The 22,055-nt window shown below is 69.1% G+C and carries 22 protein-coding genes; 16 read left to right on the forward strand and 6 right to left on the reverse strand.

Annotated elements, in window-relative coordinates; genetic code table 11:
- The first annotated feature begins 126 nt into the window (after positions 1–126).
- A complete protein-coding gene (locus AC1DTF_RS07300) occupies positions 127–1,011 on the forward strand; it encodes a hypothetical protein (RefSeq protein ID WP_477473596.1) in 885 nt (294 codons plus the stop codon).
- A gap of 4 nt (positions 1,012–1,015) precedes the next feature.
- Here AC1DTF_RS07300 and AC1DTF_RS07305 read toward each other — a convergent pair whose 3' ends face one another.
- Positions 1,016–1,732, reverse strand: a complete 717-nt coding sequence (locus AC1DTF_RS07305) for a ferritin-like fold-containing protein (RefSeq protein ID WP_477473597.1) — start codon at positions 1,730–1,732, stop codon at positions 1,016–1,018.
- Positions 1,733–2,027: 295 nt separating this feature from the next.
- Here AC1DTF_RS07305 and AC1DTF_RS07310 point away from each other — a divergent pair, with 295 nt between their 5' ends.
- Entirely contained in the window at positions 2,028–3,596 is a 1,569-nt protein-coding gene (locus AC1DTF_RS07310; protein ID WP_082614077.1) for a DEAD/DEAH box helicase, read from the forward strand.
- Positions 3,597–4,808: an Rv3212 family protein gene (locus AC1DTF_RS07315; protein ID WP_477473598.1), complete on the forward strand. Its 1,212-nt coding sequence runs from the start codon at positions 3,597–3,599 to the stop codon at positions 4,806–4,808.
- Between the two features lie 10 nt (positions 4,809–4,818).
- Here AC1DTF_RS07315 and AC1DTF_RS07320 read toward each other — a convergent pair whose 3' ends face one another.
- Positions 4,819–5,643: a ParA family protein gene (locus tag AC1DTF_RS07320; RefSeq protein ID WP_082614076.1), complete on the reverse strand. Its 825-nt coding sequence runs from the start codon at positions 5,641–5,643 to the stop codon at positions 4,819–4,821.
- Between the two features lie 57 nt (positions 5,644–5,700).
- Between AC1DTF_RS07320 and AC1DTF_RS07325 the strand changes: the two genes are divergently transcribed.
- The 3 genes from AC1DTF_RS07325 to AC1DTF_RS07335 are packed head-to-tail and all read left to right on the forward strand — an operon-like array spanning position 5,701 to position 7,885.
- Positions 5,701–6,315, forward strand: a complete 615-nt coding sequence (locus AC1DTF_RS07325) for an acid phosphatase (protein ID WP_057166728.1) — start codon at positions 5,701–5,703, stop codon at positions 6,313–6,315.
- A complete protein-coding gene (locus AC1DTF_RS07330) occupies positions 6,312–7,403 on the forward strand; it encodes an isochorismate synthase (RefSeq protein ID WP_477473599.1) in 1,092 nt (363 codons plus the stop codon). The genes AC1DTF_RS07325 and AC1DTF_RS07330 overlap by 4 nt, the downstream gene beginning before the upstream one ends.
- On the forward strand, positions 7,400–7,885 hold the full coding sequence (locus AC1DTF_RS07335; protein WP_477473600.1) for an N-acetyltransferase family protein: 486 nt from the start codon (positions 7,400–7,402) through the stop codon (positions 7,883–7,885). Before AC1DTF_RS07330 ends, AC1DTF_RS07335 begins: the two co-directional genes overlap by 4 nt.
- Here the strand turns inward: AC1DTF_RS07335 and AC1DTF_RS07340 are convergent.
- The 3 genes from AC1DTF_RS07340 to AC1DTF_RS07350 are packed head-to-tail and all read right to left on the reverse strand — an operon-like array spanning position 7,882 to position 10,465.
- Entirely contained in the window at positions 7,882–8,262 is a 381-nt protein-coding gene (locus tag AC1DTF_RS07340) for a hypothetical protein (protein ID WP_477473601.1), read from the reverse strand. The two genes, AC1DTF_RS07335 and AC1DTF_RS07340, sit on opposite strands and share 4 nt — an antisense overlap.
- Entirely contained in the window at positions 8,259–8,699 is a 441-nt protein-coding gene (gene aroQ / locus AC1DTF_RS07345) for a type II 3-dehydroquinate dehydratase (RefSeq protein ID WP_057166724.1), read from the reverse strand. The genes AC1DTF_RS07340 and aroQ overlap by 4 nt, the downstream gene beginning before the upstream one ends.
- A gap of 20 nt (positions 8,700–8,719) precedes the next feature.
- On the reverse strand, positions 8,720–10,465 hold the full coding sequence (locus AC1DTF_RS07350) for a bifunctional sugar phosphate isomerase/epimerase/4-hydroxyphenylpyruvate dioxygenase family protein (RefSeq protein ID WP_477473602.1): 1,746 nt from the start codon (positions 10,463–10,465) through the stop codon (positions 8,720–8,722).
- A gap of 65 nt (positions 10,466–10,530) precedes the next feature.
- On the opposite strand from AC1DTF_RS07350, the gene AC1DTF_RS07355 reads away from it, so the two are divergent.
- The 3 genes from AC1DTF_RS07355 (at position 10,531) to AC1DTF_RS07365 (ending at position 13,586) form a co-directional block, all read left to right on the forward strand.
- Entirely contained in the window at positions 10,531–11,175 is a 645-nt protein-coding gene (locus AC1DTF_RS07355; RefSeq protein ID WP_057166722.1) for a TetR/AcrR family transcriptional regulator, read from the forward strand.
- A 146-nt stretch (positions 11,176–11,321) separates the two neighbouring features.
- Positions 11,322–12,182: a shikimate dehydrogenase gene (locus tag AC1DTF_RS07360; protein WP_477473603.1), complete on the forward strand. Its 861-nt coding sequence runs from the start codon at positions 11,322–11,324 to the stop codon at positions 12,180–12,182.
- A 63-nt stretch (positions 12,183–12,245) separates the two neighbouring features.
- The gene (locus AC1DTF_RS07365; protein WP_057166720.1) at positions 12,246–13,586 is read left to right on the forward strand and encodes an MFS transporter; all 1,341 of its coding nucleotides are present in this window, start codon (positions 12,246–12,248) and stop codon (positions 13,584–13,586) included.
- Positions 13,587–13,589: 3 nt separating this feature from the next.
- Here AC1DTF_RS07365 and AC1DTF_RS07370 read toward each other — a convergent pair whose 3' ends face one another.
- Positions 13,590–14,339: an IclR family transcriptional regulator gene (locus AC1DTF_RS07370; RefSeq protein ID WP_057166719.1), complete on the reverse strand. Its 750-nt coding sequence runs from the start codon at positions 14,337–14,339 to the stop codon at positions 13,590–13,592.
- 72 nt (positions 14,340–14,411) lie between these two features.
- Here AC1DTF_RS07370 and pcaH point away from each other — a divergent pair, with 72 nt between their 5' ends.
- The 7 genes from pcaH (at position 14,412) to AC1DTF_RS07405 (ending at position 22,021) form a co-directional block, all read left to right on the forward strand.
- The gene (gene pcaH / locus AC1DTF_RS07375; RefSeq protein ID WP_477473604.1) at positions 14,412–15,227 is read left to right on the forward strand and encodes a protocatechuate 3,4-dioxygenase subunit beta; all 816 of its coding nucleotides are present in this window, start codon (positions 14,412–14,414) and stop codon (positions 15,225–15,227) included.
- Positions 15,224–15,778 carry a protocatechuate 3,4-dioxygenase subunit alpha gene (gene pcaG / locus AC1DTF_RS07380; RefSeq protein ID WP_477473623.1) on the forward strand — a complete coding sequence of 185 codons (555 nt, stop codon included), beginning with the start codon at positions 15,224–15,226 and terminating at the stop codon, positions 15,776–15,778. Before pcaH ends, pcaG begins: the two co-directional genes overlap by 4 nt.
- Positions 15,775–16,968, forward strand: a complete 1,194-nt coding sequence (locus AC1DTF_RS07385; RefSeq protein ID WP_477473605.1) for a lyase family protein — start codon at positions 15,775–15,777, stop codon at positions 16,966–16,968. Before pcaG ends, AC1DTF_RS07385 begins: the two co-directional genes overlap by 4 nt.
- On the forward strand, positions 16,965–17,327 hold the full coding sequence (pcaC, locus tag AC1DTF_RS07390; RefSeq protein WP_082614073.1) for a 4-carboxymuconolactone decarboxylase: 363 nt from the start codon (positions 16,965–16,967) through the stop codon (positions 17,325–17,327). Before AC1DTF_RS07385 ends, pcaC begins: the two co-directional genes overlap by 4 nt.
- Before the next feature lie 92 nt (positions 17,328–17,419).
- On the forward strand, positions 17,420–18,511 hold the full coding sequence (locus tag AC1DTF_RS07395; RefSeq protein WP_477473606.1) for an acyl-CoA dehydrogenase family protein: 1,092 nt from the start codon (positions 17,420–17,422) through the stop codon (positions 18,509–18,511).
- A 1-nt stretch (position 18,512) separates the two neighbouring features.
- Positions 18,513–19,709, forward strand: coding sequence for an acyl-CoA dehydrogenase family protein (locus tag AC1DTF_RS07400; RefSeq protein ID WP_477473607.1), 1,197 nt, complete (start codon positions 18,513–18,515; stop codon positions 19,707–19,709).
- Between the two features lie 5 nt (positions 19,710–19,714).
- The gene (locus AC1DTF_RS07405; RefSeq protein ID WP_477473608.1) at positions 19,715–22,021 is read left to right on the forward strand and encodes a CaiB/BaiF CoA-transferase family protein; all 2,307 of its coding nucleotides are present in this window, start codon (positions 19,715–19,717) and stop codon (positions 22,019–22,021) included.
- The last annotated feature ends 34 nt before the right edge of the window (positions 22,022–22,055 follow it).

Consider the following 22,055-nt stretch of genomic DNA (forward strand, 5'->3'; position numbering starts at 1 on the left):
GAGCGAAGCACCCTGATCAGACCGAGTCCGGACCGTGACCGGACCGCGACCGCGTCAACATCATCTGTCACATCTGTCCCATTAACATCGGTGGAGTACGTGCCGAAACTATCTGGGAAATAGGTTATGAGCAGGCAATATGCGCCATATTCGAGCACTCGCGACCGCTCTTCGGGCAGCGGCTACCAGTCAGCCGCACCGACCGACCCGGAAGCCGATCAGCAGACCGAGTACCGCAGCGACCGTGAGCGCCGCCGGGCCGCCCGGCGAGGCGCCGGCTACGGACGCGTCCCGCGTGCGGCGTACGCCAACTACGACACCTACGACCCCGCTTACGACGAGGTCGCCTATGACGACGAGATCGACACCGACTACACCGAGTACGAGTTCCCGGCCGATTACCACGAGCCGCTGGACCGTCGCTGGATCTGGGTGGCCGGCGTCGCGGGCGTCATCCTGATGGTCGCGGTCATCTGCACCGGCATCATCCTCGGCGGCGGGGACAGCGGCACCGTCTCCGCGGGCGCCACCACGTCCGCGGACGCCGAACCCAGCGCGCAGCCCTCGGCGACCGTCGCCCCCAGCGCCACCGCCCCGGCACCGGCGGTCCCGGCGCTACCGCCCGAGACCGTCACCACGGTGACCCCGAGCGCCACCGCCGCTCCCGTCCCGGAGCCGATCCCGACCGCTCCGGCACCCGTCGTGGTCCCCGAGGCGCCGGTGGCCGATCCGGCGCTGGCCGCGCGCACCGTGACCTATCACGTGACCGGCAACCGGCAGCTGATCGATCTGATCACCGTCATCTACACCGACCAGCAGGGCGCGTTGCAGACCGACGTCAACGTGGCGCTGCCGTGGGTGAAGACCGTCACCCTCGATCCGGGGGTGTCGCTGACATCGGTGACGGCGACCAGCGTCGGCGGCCAACTCAACTGCTCGATCGTCGACGGCAGCGGCGCCGCCGTGGCGGTTCAGGCCAACAACACGATGATCACGACCTGCACCCGGTAGCCGGTCAGGCCAGGCCGAGTTCCTGCATGCGGCTGGTGTGGGTGCGCTGCAGCTGATCGAAGAACTCCGAGAGCTGGGCGAGCCCCTCGCTGCTGCTGATCACCAGGTCGACCAGTTCGTCGTGATCGGCGAGCACGAACTGGGCCTGGGTGATGGCCTCACCGAGCAGTCGCCGCGACCACAGCGCCAGTCGGTGACGCTGCCGGTCGCTGGCGGTGACCGCGGCCCGTACCTCGGATACCACGAACTGCGAGTGCCCGGTCTCAGCCAGCACCGAGCGCACCACGTCGGAGGCCTCGGGCGGCAGCGCGTCGGCGATCTGCAGATAGAAATCGGCTGCCAGCGCATCACCGATATAGGTCTTGACCAACGCTTCCAGCCAGGTGCTCGGGGTGGTCAAGCGGTGGTAGTTCTCCAGTGCGGGCGCGAACTTCGTCATCGCCCGCACCGTGTCGACCCCGCGGGCGGCCAACGCCTCGTGCAGCACTTCGTAGTGGCGCATCTCGGCGGCGGCCATGCTGGCCATGTTGATCCGGCCGGCCAGATTCGGCGCCATCCGGGCCTCTTCGGTCAGCCGGTAGAAGGCGGCCACCTCGCCGTACGCGAGGAGGGCGAACAGTTCGGTGACACCGGGCTGATCGACCGACACGCCCGGCGTCCGAGTCTCGCCGGCGGGGACGACAGGCTGCGTGGACGACGTCTGCGGCGTCGGTGAAATCATGGCCCAACTCTAGTCTCCGGCCCATCTGGCGCTCGGGTAGCGGGTTGACCAGCTATCATGGAAGTCAGGTAGTGGCGTTTCGAGCTCCATCTGCGACTTTTTACGACCAGCCGCTGCCTGAGAAATGTGCGTGCACGTGGTTTGGCCCGCCCTCGATTGGCAGGGCCCGACGGAGCGGTATCCCCCGTCTAGCTGGGTATACCCGCCTTTTACTCGTCATCGTCGTGCGCGCGTGGACGCGACGAGGATTGACACCGAAAGGCTGACGGCAGCGAAAGCTACGCCGACCACAAATATGACTTCACCTGACCTGACTGCACCCGAAACACCCGAACTGACCGCACCCGAGACCAAGCCGGCAATCTCGTTCGCCGAGCTGGGCGTCCGTGAGGAGATCGTCCGGGCCCTCGCCGAGACCGGCAAGGAACACGCCTTCGCCATCCAGGAGCTGACCCTGCCGCTCGCGCTGGCCGGCGATGACCTGATCGGCCAGGCCCGCACCGGTATGGGCAAGACCCTCGCCTTCGGCGTACCGCTGCTGCACCGGATCACCACCGACGGTGGCCGCCCGCTCAACGGCACCCCGCGCGCCCTCATCGTGGTGCCCACCCGCGAGCTCTGCCTGCAGGTCTACAGCGACCTGGAGCTGGCCTCCAAGTACCTGCGCGCCGACGACGTGGAAGGCCACGCGGACCGCAAGTTCGTCGTGACCTCCATCTACGGCGGGCGCCCCTACGAGCCCCAGATCGAGGCGCTGCGCAAGGGCGTCGACGTCGTCGTCGGCACCCCGGGCCGGTTGCTCGACCTGGCGCAGCAGGGACACCTGCAGCTGGGCAGCCTGTCGGTACTGGTGCTCGACGAGGCCGACGAGATGCTCGATCTGGGCTTCCTGCCCGATATCGAGCGGATCCTGCGGCTGACCCCCGACGACCGGCAGTCGATGCTGTTCTCGGCGACCATGCCGGGCCCGATCATCACGCTGGCGCGCACCTTCATGAACCAGCCCACCCATATCCGGGCCGAGGCTCCGCAGTCCTCGCAGACCCACGACACCACCGAGCAGTTCGCCTACCGCGCCCACGCGCTGGACAAGGTGGAGATGGTCGGCCGGATCCTGCAGGCCGAGGGCCGCGGCGCCACCATGATCTTCACCCGCACCAAGCGCACCGCGCAGAAGGTCGCCGACGAGCTCGCCGAGCGCGGCTTCAAGGTCGGCGCCGTGCACGGTGACCTCGGCCAGATCGCACGCGAGAAGGCGCTCAAGGCTTTCCGCACCGGTGAGGTCGACGTGCTGGTCGCCACCGACGTCGCTGCCCGCGGTATCGACATCGACGACATCACCCACGTCATCAACTACCAGATCCCCGAGGACGAGCAGGCCTACGTGCACCGCATCGGCCGGACCGGGCGTGCGGGCAAGACCGGTATCGCGGTCACCCTCGTCGACTGGGATGAGCTGCCGCGCTGGACGATGATCGACAAGGCGCTGGGCCTGAACAATCCCGATCCCGTCGAAACCTATTCCAGCTCACCGCATCTGTACACCGAGCTGAAGATCCCGGCCGACGTGACCGGTTCCCTGACAGCCGCGCCGCGCAAGTCCAAGCCCCGCACCGAAGGGGAGCGCACCGAACGCGTCGAGCGCACCGAACGCCCGGCCCGCAACCGCAACCGCACCCGGCAGCGCACCCGCGCCGGCCAGCCCGCGACCGGCCATCCGGAGGGTGAGGCTGCGCCCGCACCGCAGGACGGCACCGAAGGTCCGGCCAATGATGCGGGCTCGGAGTCCGAGGGTGCCGACGCGCCGGCCAAGCGCCGCCGCCGCCGTCGTCCGCGCAAGACCAGCACTCCTGCCGCCGGCTAAGTGGTTCAACCGGAACGCCGCACGCGCGGCGATCTGATCGCGGCCGCGGCCATCGTCCTGGTCGTCGCCGTGGCCGCGGCACTGATCTGGTGGACCAGCGATGCCCGCGCCACCATCAGCACGCCGGCCGCCGAGCCGGTGCCGACCCTCACGCCGGCGACCCAGGTGCCGACCAGTCTCAGGCAACTGTGGTCGGCGCCGAGCGCCAAGACCACGATGCCCCTGGTGGTGGCAGGTGCGCTGGTGACCGGTGACGGAGACGGCGTCATCGGCCGTGATCCGGTCTCCGGCAACGAATTGTGGCGCTATGCCCGCGATCTCGAGCTGTGCGGGGTGACCTCGGTGTACCAGTACGCCGTGGCGGTCTACCCGGATGCACGGGGCTGCGGGCAGGCAAGCACCATCGACGCCGGGACCGGCAAGCGCGGCCCGGCTCGCACCGCCTACGCCGATCGTGAGGTGCAGTTGTCCTCGGACGGCAGCACGGTGCTCTCGGCCGGCGACAGCCGCCTGGAACTGTGGCGCTCGGACATGGTCCGCATGCTCGGTTGGGGCACCCTCGACGCCCGCGTGAAACCCGATGTGCCGCAGTCACCGCTGTGCCGGCTGGTGTCGGCGGCGGCAAGTTCGGCCGCGGTGTCGGTGCTCGAGTCCTGCCCGGAACAGACCGAGATGCGCCTGACCCTGCTGCGCCCGTCCGACGAAGAAGACACCCCCGAGGTCAAATACGAGCAGCAGCCCGGTGTGTCATCCGATGCCGACGCCCGGGTGATCGCGGTCTCGGACACCACCACCGCGGTGTACCTTCCGACGCCGAAGCCGGTGGTCAACATCGTCGACGACACCGGTACGGTCACTGCCAGCACACTGCTGGACCGGGCGCCGTCGGCGGCGGCCACGATGTCGCGGGCCGGTGACCTGATCACCTGGTGGACCGGCGATTCGGTGCTGGTCTTCGAAGCGGCAGGGCTGCGCTACAAGTACACCGTCGCGCCCGCACCGGGCGGTGCGCCGACCGGGCCGGGCACCATGATGGCCGGCGAACTGCTGATCCCGGTCACCGACGGCTACGACGTGTTCAACGCCGAAACCGGCACCGGGGTAAGGCATATCGACCTGGAGCGCCCACCGGCGGATACGGCCGTCGTGCCGGCCGCGGCCGGTTCCACGCTGATCGAGCAGCGCGGAGACACCGTGGTTGCGCTGGGATGACCCTGAACTCCTAGACCTCCGGAGTGAAAGTCGCCAGCGCCTTGCCCGATTTCCAGTGCTTGAGCAGCGACTCGGCCAGTTCCCGATAGGCGACCGCGCCCTTGTTCTTGCGGCCCGCCAGCACCGACGATCCGGAGGCGCTGGCCTCGGCGAACCGCACGGTGCGCGGAATCGGCGGCGCGAGCACCGGCAGCTGATAACGATCGGCCACGTCGAACAGCACGTCGCGGCTGTGCGTGGTGCGCGCGTCGTAGAGGGTGGGCAGTGCACCGAGCATCTTGAGATCGGGGTTGGTGATCTGCTGGACGTCGTTCACGGTCCGCAGGAACTGCCCGACACCGCGATGCGCCAGCGTCTCGCACTGCAGCGGCACGATCACCTCGTCGGCGGCGGTCAGGCCATTGAGCGTCAGTACACCCAGCGACGGCGGGCAGTCGATCACCACCACGTCGAAAGCCTCGTCCGATGTCGCCGCTCCCGCGGCTCCGACGCCAAGCTTCGACAGCGCGCGCTTGAGCGCATACTCGCGCCCGGCCCGCATCAGCAGCATCGCCTCCGCGCCGGCCAGGTCGATATTGGCCGGCAACAGCGTCATGCCCTCGGGCGTCTCGACGAGCGCCGTGTCCGGTTCGACGTCGCCGAGCAGCACTTCGTGGATCGACACCGCAAGTGTGTCCGGGTCGTGGCCAAGCGAAAACGTCAGGGAACCCTGCGGATCGAGATCGACGAGCAGTACCCGCCGGCCCTTTTCCGCCATCGCCGCACCGATCGACGCCACCGTCGTCGTCTTGGCGACCCCACCCTTTTGATTGGCGACCGCTAATACTCGCGTCACAGCACCATCCAAGCACGGATGCGGCGGTTGGCTGCTCCGTGCGGCAGAATCGCACCTGTGAGCGTCCACCAGCATCGGCTGATCTTGCTGCGCCATGGCGAAACCGAGTGGTCGCGCAGTGGCAGGCACACCGGACGCACCGACATCGAACTCCTCGACATCGGCCGCGAACAGGCCAAGCTGGCCGCCGAGGTCATCGGCGACCTGCAATTGCGCAACCCGCTGGTGGTCAGCAGCCCCCGACAGCGCGCACAGGTGACCGCCGAACTCGCCGGATTGACCGTCGATGAGGTCTCACCCCTGCTGGCCGAATGGGATTACGGCGACTACGAGGGCCTGACCACCCCCGAGATCCGCGAAACGGTTCCGGGCTGGACGGTGTGGACGCACGAATCCCCCGGCGGCGAGACGGCCATCCAGGTGTCCGACCGCGCCGACGCCGCCATCGCCCTGGCCTTGGAACACATGCAGTCCCGGGACGTCGTGTTCGTCGGCCACGGCCATTTCTCCCGGTCGGTGCTGAGCCGGTGGGTCGAGCTGCCCCTCTCCGAAGGGGTGCGGTTCTCGATGGCCGCCGCCTCGATCGCGGTGTGCGGATTCGAGAAGGGCATCCGTCAGATCAGCGCGCTCGGGCTGACCGGGCACACCAACCCGTGCCTACCCCCGGCGTGACCCCAACCTTTGTCCTGTCCGGACCGTCGGGCACCCTGGTGGCCGACGGCAGCCGCGCCGGTTTCTCCGAGGTGGCCGCGGCTCAGCACGCGCTGCGCACGGGTGCCGCGCCGATCATCATGGGCGCGTTGCCTTTTGACCTCGACGGCCCCGCCGCCCTGCACGTGCCCGGCACCGTGCAGCAGACCGGCGGATTGCCGGAGTGGCCGGACACTCCCGCACCGGCGATCCACACCCGCGACACCCTGCCGCCGGGCCCCGTGCACCGGGAACGGGTGGCCGAGGCCGTGCGCCGCCTGCGCGCGCCGGACTCGCCGCTGCAGAAGGTGGTACTGGCGCGCGCGTTGCGACTGGCCGCCGACACCCCGTGGGATGCCCGCTCGGTGCTGCGACGGCTGGCCGGTGCCGATCCCGCGGCCACGGTCTACCTGGCCGACCTGTCCCCCGCCGGGCCCGAATATCTGGGACAGTTCCTCGTGGGCGCCAGTCCGGAACTGCTCGTGGCCCGCGACGGTGACACGGTCGTCTGTCAGCCGTTCGCCGGTTCCGCGCCGCGCTCGGCCGACCCCGACGCCGACGCGCGCAATGCGGCGGCGCTGGCGGCGTCCGGCAAGAACCGGCATGAGCACGCGCTCGTCGTCGACGTGATGCGTTCGGCCCTGGAACCGCTGTGCGTCGATCTGGAGATCGCCGCGGAACCGGAACTGCACGGCACCGATGCGCTGTGGCATCTGAGCACCCCGATCCGCGGCCGGTTGCGGTCGGCGGACACCACCGCCCTGGATCTGGCGCTCGCGCTGCACCCGACACCGGCGGTGGGCGGGGTGCCCACCGACCTGGCCGCGGAGTTGATCACCGAGTTGGAGGGCGGCCGCGGTTTCTACGCCGGCGCCGTCGGCTGGTGCGATGCGCGCGGCGACGGCCGCTGGGTGGTGTCGATCCGGTGCGCGGTGCTGGCCGCGGACCGCCTCAGCGCACTCGCCCATGCCGGCGGCGGCATCGTCGCCGAATCCGACCCCGATGACGAGGTCGACGAGACCACCACGAAATTCCGCACGATCCTGACAGGGCTGGGGGCACGCACATGACCGAAGTGATCCGCCGCGCACGACCGGGCGACGAGGCCGAGATCGTCGCCATGATCCGCGAGCTCGCCGAGTTCGAACACGCCGCCGATGAATGCGTGGTGACCGAAACATCGCTGCACAGCGCTCTTTTCAACGATCAGCCGACGGCGCACGCCCATATTGTCGAGATCGACGGCCGGGCCGCGGCAACGGCGGTGTGGTTCCTGAACTTTTCCACCTGGGACGGGGTGTCCGGGATCTACCTCGAGGACCTTTACGTGCGGCCGGATTTCCGCCGCCGCGGTCTGGCCCGGAAGTTGTTGTCCACGTTGGCCGCCGAGTGCGAAACCCACGGCTACACGCGACTGAGCTGGGCGGTGCTCAACTGGAACGTCAATGCCATCGCGCTGTATGACGCCGTCGGCGGGAAACCGCAGACCGAATGGACCACCTACCGGGTGTCCGGGCCGGAACTCACCGCACTGGCCGGCGAAACGGGTTAGTCCCGGCCCGCCATCCACTGCACCGCCGACGGGCTGAACAACATGCCCAGCGCGGTCAGCGCCAGCAGACCGACCAGGATGCCGTAGACCACATGGTGACTGGTGATGACGTACCAGGCGATCGGCAGCAGCAGCAGGTTGGTGGGCACCGCGATGCCGCGGCCCCAGCGCCGGGCGGTGATCAGCGCCCAGCCACCGGCCAGCACGCCGCCGCCGATCAGCAGGAACCAGACCGCGGTGCCGTAGCCGTTGACGATCTGCTGATCGGCACCGGCGAAGGCCCGGACCAGCAGCACCGCGGCCATGACGAGCGCGGCCACGCCTTCGGCCGCCACCAGGAACCCCACATAGCGGACGATCGGCGGCTGCAGGTTCACGACAGTTTGGCGGCGAAGTAGCGCACCGCGTACTCGTAGCCGGCGGGCCCGGCACCGGCGATCACGACGTCGGCCACCTCCGACACGAACGAGTGCCGGCGGTATTCCTCACGGGCGTGCACATTGCTCAAATGCACTTCGACGACCGGCAATTCGACCGATCGCAGGGCATCGGCGATGGCGATCGAGGTGTGGCTGTAGGCGCCGGGGTTGATGATGATGCCGACACAATCGCCGCGCGCGGCGTGGATCGCGTCGATGAGCGCGCCCTCGTGGTTGCTCTGGGTGGCGCGCACCTCGAACCCGGATCCGGCGGCCTGGGCGGCGACATCGGACTCGATCTCGGCCAGCGTGGTGGCGCCGTAGACCTCAGGCTGGCGGGTGCCGAGCAGATTGAGGTTCGGCCCGTTGACGAGGAGCAGGCGGGGTTGGGTCACGCAAATACGGTACCGATGCACTAGCGCTGGGCGGCAAGGCGCACCGGCGCGTTATCGGTGCCGTAGCCGTCGTACCCGCCGATACGCTGCACGAACTCGAAGAACACCGTGCCGACCGTGCGGGTGTAGAAGTGGATGAACTCGCCCCGCGGGCTGCGGTCGTAGAGCAGGTTGAGCGCCTTCAGTTCGGCAACCCGCTCATCGGGCAGCCCGAACCGCCCGGACAGGTAGTCGTAGTAGTTGTCGGGCACCGGCAGGAAGGGCAGGCCGTTGCCCGCGGCGGCGCGGGCCAGTGCGATGACGCCATCGCAGGCAAAGGCGACGTGCTGGGGCAAGCCTGCGCCGTCCAGGATGTGCGGGGCGACATTGAGCGGCAGCCGCACCGACAGGTCCGCGTTGTGCATGACCTGGCTGCGGATCAGTCCGGTGGGGCCGGGCACCTCGGCGGGCGCCCCGGCGGACAGACCGAACACGCTGGTCAGGAACAGCACCGCGTCGTCGGCGGTCTGCCAGGGCTGGGTCAGGTTGACGTGATCGATCGCCATGGCCCGGCCGTCGTCGGCGAGGCCGCCCTCGAATTCGTCGACCCACCGGGGGGCCGCCGTCCAGAAAAACTCCGTGCCGTCGGGGGCCACTGCGGCGCCCAGCGGTTGCTCGGCCGCGTAGGTCCGGCGGTAGGCCACCGGCGCCATCAGTTCGGCGGCGCGCTGCGAGGTGGCCGCGGCGTCCGGTACCTGCAGACCGACCGCGGCGACGTGCGGCACCTGATCGCGGGCCTGCTGTTCGTTGAGCACCACCCGGGCATCACCGGCGGACCACAGCGACACCGGCTTGGTGCGGTGCTTGCCGCGCGGCGTGAAGCCCAGCTGGCCCAGCAGTACCTCGACCTCGCTGGTGTCCTCGGCCTTGATCTCGACGAAATCGAAGCCGGTCGGCGGCTTGGCATCGGTGAGCGTGTGCAGCACCTGATCGCCCAGCCAGCGCAGCGAGCGCAGTGCGTGGACCGCGGTGTGGCCCGGATCGGTCTGGCGGAAGGTGTCGTTGAAGACCTCCAGCGACCACGGCCCGTCGTACCCGGCGGCCAGGGTGTGTCGTACGAAGGCGGCCAGATCGAAGCTGCCCTCCCCGGGGAACAGCCGGTGGTGCCTGCTCCAGGACAGCACGTCCATGGACAGTGCCGGGGCATCGGCCAGCTGCAGGTAGAAGATCTTCTCACCGGTGATCTGTTCGATCGCCGACGGATCGTGCCCGCGCGAGAGCACATGGAAACTGTCAAGGCAGACACCGACATTCGGGTGATCGGCGAGCTCGACGATGCGCCAGGCGCGGCGGTAGTCATCGATATAGCGGCCCCACGCCAGCGCCTCGAACGCGATCCGGATGCCGCGGGCCCGCGCGATGTCACCGATGCGGCGCAGCTGGTCGGCGGAGACCTCGTCGGAGTCGATGGTCGCGGTGGCGACATTGCTGCACACCAGCACGGTGTCGATACCGAGGCGCTCGGCGGTGGCGAAGGTGGCATCGGCGCGCCGCAGGTTGTCGGCGAAGGTGGTCTCGTCGACGCCTTCGAGGTCACGCAACGGCTGGTACAGGTCCAGGCGCAGCCCCAGCCGGTGGGCCAGGTGCCGGATCTCCTCGGGTGAATGGACGCTGGCGATCAGGTCGGGTTCGAAGATCTCGACGCCGTCGAATCCGGCCGCGGCGCACGCGTGCAGCTTCTCGACCAGCGAGCCCGACAGTGACACGGTGGCGATCGAAGTCTTCATGCCCAATTAATGTACTAGTTAGTTCATTGCCTGGGAAGGGGTCGGCCCCAGTAAGCTCTGCCCCCATGGCCGCCAAGCCCAAAGCCGAACTGCAGCGCGATGCCGAGCGCACGCGCGCGGAACTGCTCGCGGTGGCCACCGAGGTCTTCGCCGAATCCGGCTATTCCGGTGCGCGGGTGGACGAGATCGCCGAGCGGACCCGCACCACCAAGCGGATGATCTACTACTACTTCGGCAGCAAGGAACAGCTGTATCTGGCCGTCCTGGAGAACGCGTACCGCGGCATCCGCCAGGCCGAGCAGAAGCTGCGCGTCGACCACGACAACCCGGTCGTGGCGATCCGCCGGCTGGCCGAGGTCACCTTCGATCACCACATCGCCCACGACGCGTTCATCCGGCTGGTGTCCATCGAGAACATCCACCGTGGTGAGTTCATTCAGCAGCTGCGCGAACTGCCCGACCTGTCCCGGCCGGCCACCTCGCTGCTCGATGAGATCCTGCGCGACGGGCGCGCGACCGGCGTCTTCCGCGATGATGTCGTGGCCCTCGACGTGCACGTGGTGATCAGCTCCTACTGCGTGTTCCAGGTGGCCAATCGCTTCACCTTCGGATACCTGTTCGACGTCGACTTCACCGAGACTTCGCAGCGCGCCCACCTACGCCGGATGCTCGGCGACATGGTGGTCGGCTGGCTCACCACCCAGCCCTGACGCGGCCGCCGCTCCGCACGCCAGCCGGCTCACCGGCCCGAACCCAGGTCAGAGACCCAGTTCACACTCGCCCCTTGACGCGACCCGCGACACAGTGCTCTACTTTGCGTACGTACCAGTTAGTACATTAAGAGGGCAGGACGCAGATGAACCATCCGCAGCCATATTTGGTAGGGCTCATCGGCAACGGCATCGGTCCGTCGCTGACGCCCGCGCTGCACATGGCCGAGGGCCGCGCCCAGGGCCTCGACTACGTCTACCGCACCCTGGATCTGGGCACGTTGGGCCTGGCGCCCGAACAGGTCGGCGAGATCCTCACCTGGGCCCGCACCCTGGGCTACAACGGCCTCAACATCACCCACCCGTGCAAGCAGCTGGTGCTCCCCCACCTCGACGACATCGACGAGGTGGCCGCCACGCTCGGCGCGGTCAACACCGTCGTCTTCGACGGTGCCCGCGCCATCGGCTACAACACCGACACCACCGGATTCGCCCACGGTGTCACCGAGGCCCTGCCGGGCGCGGCACTGGACACCGTGGTGCTGATCGGCGCCGGCGGAGCAGGCACGGCGGTCGCCGACGCGCTGTTGCGCCTCGGGGTCGGGCACCTGAGCATCGTCGACCTGGATATCGACCGCGCGACCGCACTCGCGCACGAACTCGGCGGCCGGCACCCGCTGGCCCGTGTCGACGCCTCGTCCTTCGACAAACTCTCGGTGCTGCTGCCCGGCGCCGACGGCGTCGTGCACGCCACCCCGACCGGGATGGCCGAACACCCCGGCATCGCCTTCGACGCCGCGCTGCTGCACCCGGGGCTGTGGGTCGCCGACATCGTCTACCGACCGCTGGACACCGCGCTGCTGCAGGCGGCGCGCGCGGCCGGGTGCCGCACCCTCGACGGCGGCCACATGGCCGTCTACCAAGCCGTCGACGCCTTCGCACTGATCACCGGCATCACCCCCGATGCCGCCCGCATGTCCACCCATTTCCGCAAGCTCGTCGCCTGAGACCAACCCGCCCACCTGACCTGATCCCCACCCACCCGCCAGATCCGTTCAAAGGAGACCCGGATGACCACCACCGAAGCGCAGCCTCCGGAATCAACACCGATCCGCACGCCACGCAAGGCCGCACTGGCCAGCTTCATGGGAAGTGCCGTGGAGTACTACGACTTCTTCCTGTTCGGCTCGGCCGCCGCACTGATCTTCCCGCACGTCTTCTTCCCGTCGAATGACGAAGCCGCCCTGGTGATGTCGTTCGCCACCTTCGGCTTCGCCTACGTGGCCCGGCCCGTCGGCGCCGTCATCCTCGGTCACTTCGGTGACCGCATCGGCCGCCAGCGCGTCCTGATGTTCACCCTGGTCCTGATGGGCATCTCCACCTTCCTGATCGGCTGCCTGCCCGGCTTCGACACCATCGGGTGGGCCGCCCCCGGGTTGCTGGTGCTGTGCCGGCTGTTGCAGGGACTTTCGGCCGCGGGTGAGCAGGCCGGCGCCAGTTCGCTGACCTTGGAGCACTCCCCGGACAACCAGCGGGCCTTCTACACATCCTGGACGCTGACCGGCACCCAGGGCGGCCTCATCCTGGCCTCACTGGTGATGATCCCCTTCATGGCGCTACCCGATGAAGCCAAGTACAGCTGGGGCTGGCGTGTCCCGTTCTGGCTGTCGGCCGTCGTCGTGGTGGTCGCCTACTTCATCCGTCGCCAGCTGCACGAGACCCCGCAGTTCACCGAGGCCAAGAAGGCCGGCACCATCGCCCGGATGCCGCTGATCCCGTTGCTGCGCAACCACTGGCGCGATGTGGTGCGGGTCATCCTCTGCGCCTTCATCGCCGCGGTGTCAACGGTTTTCGGAAACCTGGCCCTCGCCTACGGCAAAGCGGTCGGCCTGGAAGCCGACCTCACCCTGTGGCTCGTCGTGGTCGCCAACGTCGGTGCGCTGATCACCCAGCCGTTCTTCGGCAGGCTCGCCGACCGCATCGGCCGCAAGCCGGTGTTCATCTACGGCGCCCTGTCCTCGGCGGCACTGATGCCCTTCTACATGCTCTCGATGAGCCAGGGCAACCATCTGCTGACCTTCGCCCTGGCGGTCGCCACCTTCTCGTGCGGTTACGCCGCCGCCAACGCGGTCTGGCCCTCGTTCTACGGTGAGATGTTCTCCACCCAGGTGCGGTTCTCGGGCCTGGCCATCGGCACCCAATTGGGCTTCCTGGTAGCAGGTTTCGCGCCGTCGATCGTCACCGCACTGGGTGGGGTCCGCGAGGGTGGCTGGGTGGTCATCAGCATCTTCACCGCGGTGGTGTGTCTGATCGCCGCGGGGTCGGCCCTGACCGCCCGCGAAACCCGGGACGTGCCCACCGAACAGCTGGGTCATCGCGTGCTACCCGAGGGCCAACTCGTCAAGCACTGAGGCTCAAAGCAGGCGCCCGATTCCCCGCGCGGCGACCTGCAGAGCTCCCAACAACCGCTGGCGGTCGCGTTTCAGGGTGGGCACCACCACCCCGATCGCGGCCGCCACGGCGTTGTCCGAGGCGCGGATCACCGGCACCGCCATCGAACACGCCCCGATCGACATCTCCTCCACCGTGACCGCCACCCCATCGCGGCGGATCCGCTCCAGCTGCGCGTCGAGCACCGCCGGCGACGTGATCGTCTTGGCGGTGACCCGCACCAGCGCGGCAAACACCTCGCCGCGCACGTCGGCCGGCGCATGGGCGAGCAGGACCTTACCCACCCCGGTGCTGTGCATCGGCAACCGGCTGCCCACCGTGCTCACGATCGGCACCGACGCCCGCCCCGACATCCGGGCCAGGTAGAGCACCTGGGCGCCGTCGCGCACCGCGAGGTGCACCGTGGCCAGGGTGGCGGCGTACACGTCGTACAGAAACGGCTCGGCGACCTGCTTCAACCGGCCTTCCACCGGTGCCTGCAGACCGGCCTCCCACAACAGCCTGCCGATCACGAACCGCCCGTCCGCGCGGCGTTCCAGGGCCGCCCCCGCCACCAGTTCCCCGGTCAGCCGCGATGCGGTCGGTACCGTCAGGCCGGCCCGCTGGGCGAGTTCGGTCAGCGTCAGTGCGCGGTGGCGCTCATCAAACGCGCCGACGATCGCCAGCAACCTGGAGGCCACCGTGGTGCCCGGTACCGACGTGTTCCCCGCCAACCGCAGAATCCTTTCGCTGAGCGGAAGCCTACTCTTCCGTGGCCACCCCCTTGCTGACTAACGTCAGTCCGTATGACAGCCCCGCACCTCACCATCACGGATACCAATCCCGATAGCGCTTCGGCGAGCCAGGCTGAGGTCAACGCCGAGATGGCCGCCATCGAAACCGGTTACCTGCAAACAGGTATCGAAGAATTGCAGCCCCGGCTGGACTACGCCCCCTACCGCAGCAGTCTGCTGCGCCATCCCACCAAGGATCTGCACCACGCCGACCCGGAGGCCCTGGAGTTGTGGGCGCCGGTGTTCGGTGAGCGCGACGTCCACCGCCTGGAATCGGATCTGACCATCCAGCACAGCGGCGACCCGATCGGTGAACGCATGGTGATCACCGGCCGTGTCCTGGACGGTGACGGCCGGCCCGTGCGCCACCAGTTGGTGGAGATCTGGCAGGCCAATTCGGCAGGCCGGTACGTCCACAAGCGCGATCAGCACCACGCGCCGCTGGATCCCAACTTCACCGGTGTCGGGCGCTGCCTCACCGACGCCGACGGCAACTACCGCTTCACCACCATCAAGCCCGGCCCCTACCCGTGGAAGAACCACCGCAACGCGTGGCGGCCTGCGCACATCCATTTCTCGCTGTTCGGAACGGATTTCACCCAGCGCATGATCACCCAGATGTATTTTCCCGGCGATCCGCTGTTCGCCCTGGACCCGATCTACCAGTCCATCACCGACCAGAAGGCGCGTGACCGGCTGGTCGCCGCCTACGACCACGATGTCACCAGCCACGAATGGGCCACCGGCTACCGTTGGGACATCGTGCTGACCGGCTCGCAGCGCACGCATTTCGAGAATGCCGCCCGCGATGAGGATGAGGAGCACTGATGACCATGCTGGCCGCAACTCCGGGACAGACCATCGGCCCGTTCTACGGCTACGCCCTGCCGTTCGAACGCGGCGGCGAGCTGGTGCCCGCCGGCACGCCGGGAGCCATCCGCTTCCACGGCGTCGTCACCGACGGCGCGGGCCGGCCGGTACCCGATGTGCTGCTGGAGATCTGGCAGGCCGACGCCGAGGGCCGAGTCCCCCACACCGCGGGATCGCTGCATCGCGACGGCTGGACGTTCACCGGGTGGGGCCGGGTATCCACGGACGACGAGGGCCATTTCAGCTTCAGCACCGTCGAACCCGCGCCCGGCACACCGGGTCGCGCGCCGTTCATCGCCATCACCGTGTTCGGACGCGGGCTGCTCAACCGGCTGTTCACCCGGGCCTACATCCCCGGTCCGGCCTGCGCGGACGATCCCCTGCTGTCCGGGCTGCCCGCCGACCGGCGCGACACCCTGATCGCCACCCGCGAGGAGCAGGGCCTGCGCTTCGACATCCGGTTGCAGGGCGACGGCGAGACGGTCTTCCTGCGGTACCCGGGCCAGTGAGCGACCTGTTATGGCCGGGTGACCACCGCGCCGGCGCGGTGATGTCGGATATCGCGCTGCTGGCGGCACTCGCCGCCGTCGAAAATGCCTGGCTGACAGTCCTTGTCGACGCCGGTGTCGCGCCGGCGACGGCCACCGCGGATCTGACCGCGCTGGTGTCGGAGGCGGACCTGGAGGACATCGCCGTCGCCGCCGAACGGGAAGGCAATCCCGTCACCGCGCTGGTGGCACTGCTGCGTGCGCGGGCCGGCGACGCGACCGCCAGCTGGTTGCACCGCGGGCTGACCAGTCAGGACGTGCTCGATACCGCCCTGATGCTGTGCGCGCGCGACGCGCAGACCGCCGTGCGTACCCAACTGACCGCACAGGTGCGCACCCTGGTGGACTTGATCGAAACCCACCGTGACGCAGCGGTTCTCACCCGGACATTGACTCAGGCTGCGCTGCCGGGCACCTTCGGCGGCAAGTTCGCCGTCTGGCTCACCGCCATCCTGGACGCCGCCGAACCCCTGTCGGCCCTTGGCTTTCCGGTGCAGTGCGGCGGCGCGGCAGGCACCATGGCGGCGGCGACCGAACTGTCCGGGTCACCGGAGGCCGCACTGCGACTGGCCGACGCGCTGGCCGACGCGCTCGATCTGGAGACCGCGCGTCCCTGGCACACCACCCGCTCAATGCTGACCCGCCACGGCGACGCGCTGATCACCTGCACCGACGCGTGGGGCCACGTCGCCAACGACATCGCCGCCGGTGTCCGGGTCGGGGAACTCGCCGAAGGCTCCGGCGGCGGATCGTCGACCATGCCGCACAAGAACAATCCGGTGCTCACCGTGCTGCTGCGCCGGAGCGCGATGTCGGCGCCGCAGTTGGGTGCCACCCTGCACACCGCGTCGGCGGCCAGCGTCGACGAACGCTCCGACGGCGGCTGGCACACCGAATGGGCCACCCTGCGGACCTTGGCGCGTCGCACCGTCGTGGCCGCATCCCAGGCCTCCGATCTGCTGAGCGGGCTGCGCATCGACACCGCCACGGCGGCCGCGAACCTGGCCGCCGCCCCGGGCATCGACGCCGAGCAACAGTCCATGCGGGCGCTGACCGGGCACACCGGCCCCACCGACTACCTCGGCGCCACCGCCCATCTCGTCGATGCCGCGGTGCACCGCGCCCGGCGCTACCTCGAAGGAGAATTGTGACCACACATGACGACGGTATGGCGGTGCGCCGCGAAGTCCTCGGCGATGCGCACGTCGACCGCGCGGTGGCCGCCACCACGGCATTCACCGCCGACTTCCAGGACCTGATCACCCGGTACGCCTGGGGCGAGATCTGGACCCGGCCCGGCCTGGACCGCAGATCGCGCTCGATGATCACCCTGACCGCGCTGATCGCCCGCGGCCACCACGAGGAATTCGCCATGCATGTGCGGGCCGCGCTGCGCAACGGACTGACCGCCGACGAGATCAAGGAGGTGATCCTGCAGAGCGCCATCTACTGCGGGGTCCCCGATGCCAACAATGCGTTCCGGATCGCCGCCGAGGTTCTCGGCGAGTAACCACCCGCGGCCGGTACATGTCCCGATCGGAAACGTACCGGTGTCGGCGTGCGTGATTTACACAGCCCGCGCCACCGCGTTGCATGGACGCCATGACGATCAGCGTGACCGAGCGGGCCGAGCTGCGATCCGCAGTCCGCGACCTGCTGCACGACGAATGCAGCGAGGCCGACGTGCGGCGGGTGATGACTTCCGCGGACGGATTCGACCGCGACCTGTGGGCCAGGCTCGCCGCGCAGGGCGTCACGGGACTGCTGGTGGAGCCCGAGTACGGCGGTGTCGGTCTGGGCGCCCAGGAACTCGTGGCCGTTGCCGAGGAGACCGGGGCCGCCCTGCTGCCCGCCCCGTTCCTGTCCAGCGCGGTGCTCACCGTCGCGCTCGTCCAGTCCGGCGGCACCGATGCCGACAAGCGGYGGCTGCTGCCCGGGCTGGCCGACGGCACCGCGATCGGCACCGTTGCCGTCACCGGACCGCGGGGCACCTGGACCGCCGACGCACTCGACATCCGGGCCGGGGCGGACGGCACCCTGACCGGCACCGCGCACTACGTCACCTTCGGGCAGGTCGCCGATGTCATCTTGGTCATCGCCCAGACCTCCGACGGACCCGCCGTCTTCCAGGTGGCCCCCGATGCTTCCGGCTTCCAGCGCACCGCGGCAACGGTTTTCGATCCGACCACCCCGCTGTCCACCTACACCTTCGCCGCCACCCCGGCCCGGCGCATCGGTGCCGCCGGGTGGGATGCGGTGCAGCAGGCGCTGGATCTGACGGTGATCGCCCTGGCCGGCGAGCAGGCCGGCGGCGCCCGGCGGATCTTCGACATCACCGTCGACTACCTCAAGACCCGCATCCAGTTCGGCCGCCCGATCGGCAGTTTCCAAGCGCTCAAACACATGGCGGCCGATCTGCTGCTCCAGGTGGAATCGGCCACCTCGGCGGCCCAGCATGCGGCAGCCCGGTACGACGACCCCGAAACGCGTTCCGGCGCCGTCGCACTCGCGGGTTTCGCGTGTGCCGAGGCGTATGCCGACACCGCGATGCAGGCCATCCAGATGCACGGTGGCATCGGGTTCACCTGGGAGCATCCTGCGCACCTGTACCTGCGCCGGGCCCGCTCCGGGCTGCAATTGTTCGGCGACTCCGGGGCCCACCGCGAGCGCTACCTGCTGGCGAAGGGCGCCTGAGATGACCGCGCACACCCTGCCCGCTGCCGACGAATTGCGCGCCGAGGTCCGTGACTGGCTGGCCGCCAACTGGACCGGCCTGCCGAAATCCGATGACCCGTGGGCGAGTTCCCCGGAACGGATCGCCTGGCTGGAGAAGGTCCTCGACGCCGGGTACGCGACACCGACCTACCCCACCGAGTGGTTCGGCCGCGAATACCCGAACCAACTCGCCAATGTCATCGACCAGGAGTTCCGCGCGGTCCGCGCCCCAGGCGCCCGCCAGGACAAGTACAGCATCCCGGCCAACACCGTCCTGACGTTCGGCACCGAGCAGATCAAACACGATCTGTTGCGCGACTTCCTGACCGAGAAGTCCCGCACCTGCCTGCTCTACAGCGAACCGGGCGCCGGATCGGATCTGGCCGGCATCCGCACCTCGGCCGTGCAGGAGGGCGACCAGTGGGTGGTCAACGGCCAGAAGGTGTGGACATCGGGAGCCCTGACCTCCGACTACGCGCTGCTGATCGCCCGCACCGATTGGGATGCGCCCAAACACAAGGGCATCACCTTCTTCATCATCCCGATGAAACAACCCGGCATCGAAGTCCGACCGCTGCACCAGATCACCGGTGAGTCGCACTTCAACGAGGTGTTCATCACCGACGCCACGACGCCCGACGCCTACGTCGTGGGCGGTACCGGTAACGGCTGGCGGGTGCTGCAGACCGCGCTCGCCTACGAGCGGTCCCTGATGGGCGCCGCCGGCCGCTCCGGACGAAACCAGTCCCGCGCCAACAGCCTGGTCGAACTGGCCCGTGAGCACGGACGACTCGACGACGCCGCGGTGCGCAGGTCGCTGGCCGATGTGCTGGCCCTGCGAGAGCTCAACGGCCTCAACAATGCCCGCGCGAAAGCCGAGGCAAAGCAGGGCACCTCGAGTCCGGTCATGTCACTGGGCAAGCTGGCCATGTCGGGCATCCTGCACGCCGAAGCGCGATTGAAAACCGACATCATCGGCGCGCAGGCCCTCCTGGCCGGCCCCGACAACCCCGAATCCGACGACGTCAACTTCCTGACCCTGAACGCGTTCTTCACCTCGATCGGCGGCGGCACCGACCAGATCCAGCGCAACATCATCGGTGAGCGGGTGCTCGGACTGCCCAAGGAACCCGAAGTCGACCGCGACATCCCGTTCCGCCAGGCCCGGAGCAACTGAGCCCGATGAACCGCGAAAACGACTACGACCCACCACTGTCCGGCGTACGGGTCCTCGATCTGACCACCGGACCGATGACCGCCGTCGGACGCCTGCTGGCCGATCTGGGGGCCGACGTCAGTCCCGTGGTGCTGCGCGGCGTCAGCTCCCAGGTCGGACCGGTGCCGCTCGACACCGCGATGAACCGGCACGGCCTGGAAACGGTGACCGTCGACGACCCCGACAGCTGGGCCGGCATGCTGTCCGGCGCGGACATCCTCATCGAGAACACCGCGCCCGGCTCGGATGCCGAAGCCGCACTGGCCGTCCGCGCGATCCGGACCGCGCACCCGGCGCTGGTCGTCCTGTCCATCAGCGATTTCGGTCGCGACACCCGATTCCGGACCTGGCAGGCCACCACCCCGGTGCTGCACGCGCTCACCAGTGAGCTGTCCCGGTCCGGGATCCCCGGGCGCGAACCCCTGGTGCCGCCCGGACGCCACCTGCCCTACCAGGTGGCCGCCGCACAGGCGGCGGTGTTCACCGTCAGCGTGCTGCTGGACCGATTGCGCACCGGCGCAGGCGATCTCATCGACTTCGCCGTGCTCGAAGGCGCCATGCAGACCCTCGATCCGCCGTACGGCACCGCAGGCACCGCCTCGGCGGGGGTGGCGCTCAGCGCGCAGAAACGCAACTGGGCCGCCGAGCAGCTGCGCTATCCCATCATCGCCTGTCGTGACGGGCACGTGCGGATCTGCCTGCTGGCAAAGCGGCAGTGGGAGGGCATGTTCGAATGGATGGGCCGCCCAGCCGAATTCGCCGACCCGAAGTACTACAGCCTGCGCGAACGCCTCACCTCGGTCGAGTTGCTGGGCGCGATCGGACGGTTCTGCGCGGGCAAGACCCGCGCCGAACTGGAGCAGCAGGGTCAACGCCACCGGGTACCGACCGCGGCGGTGCTCACCCTCGACGAGGCACTGCGCAGCGAACACGTCACCGAGCGCGGCTTCTTTCGCGACGTCGAACTCGGCACGGGCGTGACGGTGCCGGTTCCGGTGGGAGTCGTGGAGATCGACGGTCACCGGGCCAGCACGCTGAACTCCCCTGCAATGCCGGCCGGGCGACCGGAGCGCGCGCCCATCCTGGCCGGGCGCACCCGCCGCGACCAGGGCCTGCCGCTGGAGGGCGTGCGGGTGCTGGATCTCGGTGTCATCGTGGTGGGCAGCGATACCGGCCGGTTGTTCGGCGACCTCGGCGCCGATGTCGTCAAGATCGAGAACTCGGCGTTTCCGGACGGATTGCGCGGCAACCTGGCATCGATATCGCACACCTACGCCGCCGGACACCGCAACAAGAAGTCCATCAGCATCGATTTGCGCATCGCCGAAGGACAGGCGCTGGCGCACCGGCTCGTCGAGTCCGCCGATGTGGTCCTCACCAACTTCAAGCCCGGTGTCGCCGCCTCCCTGGGGATGGACCACGACACGCTGCGCCGGATCAACCCCGGCATCGTCGTCGTGGACAGTTCGGCGTTCGGGCCGACCGGGCCATGGGCGAACCGGCTCGGCTACGGACCGCTGGTCCGGGCCGCCGCGGGCTTCACCGCCCAGTGGGCCTACCCCGGCGAGCAAGATCATCCCCCGTCGCTTCGCTCGCCCCACCCAACCTTCTGCGATGCCGTCACCGTCTACCCCGATCATGTCGCTGCCCGGATCGGCGCGCTCGCCGCACTTGCCCTGCTGCTGCGCCGGGAACGCACCGGAGCCGGCGGGGCGGCCAGCGTTGCGCAGTCCGAGGTGATGATCAGCCACCTGGCCGCCGAGATCGCCGGCAAGGTGCTCGGCCTGCCCGAGCAGCCGGCCGAGCACCCGTGGGGCCTGTTCCCGGCCCGGGGCGAGGACGCGTGGGTCGCGGTGACCGTCCGCGACGACGCCGACCACCGGGCCCTGCGCACCGTCATCGGCGAGCGCCCGCTGGCCGAATGGACCGCCGGCCACAGTCCCGCCGAGGCGATGGACCTGCTGCAGGCGGCAGGAGTACCCGCCGGTGCGGTGCTACACGCCGCCGACGTGCCCGGCTGGGCGTACTACATCGACCGCCGCGCCTTCCGGGAGGAGCTGCACCCGCACGGCCGCGAGCCCTACATCCTGGAGAACGTCCAGATCCACTCCGACCGCATCGCCGACCCACCGCTCGGGCAGGCGCCGCTGCTCGGTGAGCAGACCCGCGAGCTGGCCGCTGAACTGCTGGGACTGAGCCAGGCCGACATCGACGACCTGATGGCCCGCGGCGTGCTGGAGTCCGTGCTCGAGGCGGCCTCACTGCCTCGCTGACCGCCTGTTCGCGGGAGCGGCTTAAGATCCGGAA

Source organism: Mycobacterium sp. P4_H6 (assembly GCF_056400845.1).

Excerpts from the sequence above, each read along its gene's own strand:
- AC1DTF_RS07300 (WP_477473596.1), top strand. The coding sequence starts at position 127 with ATGAGCAGGCAATATGCGCCATATTCGAGCACTCGCGACCGCTCTTCG.
- AC1DTF_RS07305 (WP_477473597.1), bottom strand. The coding sequence starts at position 1,732 with ATGATTTCACCGACGCCGCAGACGTCGTCCACGCAGCCTGTCGTCCCC.
- AC1DTF_RS07310 (WP_082614077.1), top strand. The coding sequence starts at position 2,028 with ATGACTTCACCTGACCTGACTGCACCCGAAACACCCGAACTGACCGCA.
- AC1DTF_RS07335 (WP_477473600.1), top strand. The coding sequence starts at position 7,400 with ATGACCGAAGTGATCCGCCGCGCACGACCGGGCGACGAGGCCGAGATC.
- AC1DTF_RS07350 (WP_477473602.1), bottom strand. The coding sequence starts at position 10,465 with ATGAAGACTTCGATCGCCACCGTGTCACTGTCGGGCTCGCTGGTCGAG.
- AC1DTF_RS07355 (WP_057166722.1), top strand. The coding sequence starts at position 10,531 with ATGGCCGCCAAGCCCAAAGCCGAACTGCAGCGCGATGCCGAGCGCACG.
- AC1DTF_RS07360 (WP_477473603.1), top strand. The coding sequence starts at position 11,322 with ATGAACCATCCGCAGCCATATTTGGTAGGGCTCATCGGCAACGGCATC.
- AC1DTF_RS07365 (WP_057166720.1), top strand. The coding sequence starts at position 12,246 with ATGACCACCACCGAAGCGCAGCCTCCGGAATCAACACCGATCCGCACG.
- pcaH (WP_477473604.1), top strand. The coding sequence starts at position 14,412 with ATGACAGCCCCGCACCTCACCATCACGGATACCAATCCCGATAGCGCT.
- AC1DTF_RS07400 (WP_477473607.1), top strand. The coding sequence starts at position 18,513 with ATGACCGCGCACACCCTGCCCGCTGCCGACGAATTGCGCGCCGAGGTC.
- AC1DTF_RS07405 (WP_477473608.1), top strand. The coding sequence starts at position 19,715 with ATGAACCGCGAAAACGACTACGACCCACCACTGTCCGGCGTACGGGTC.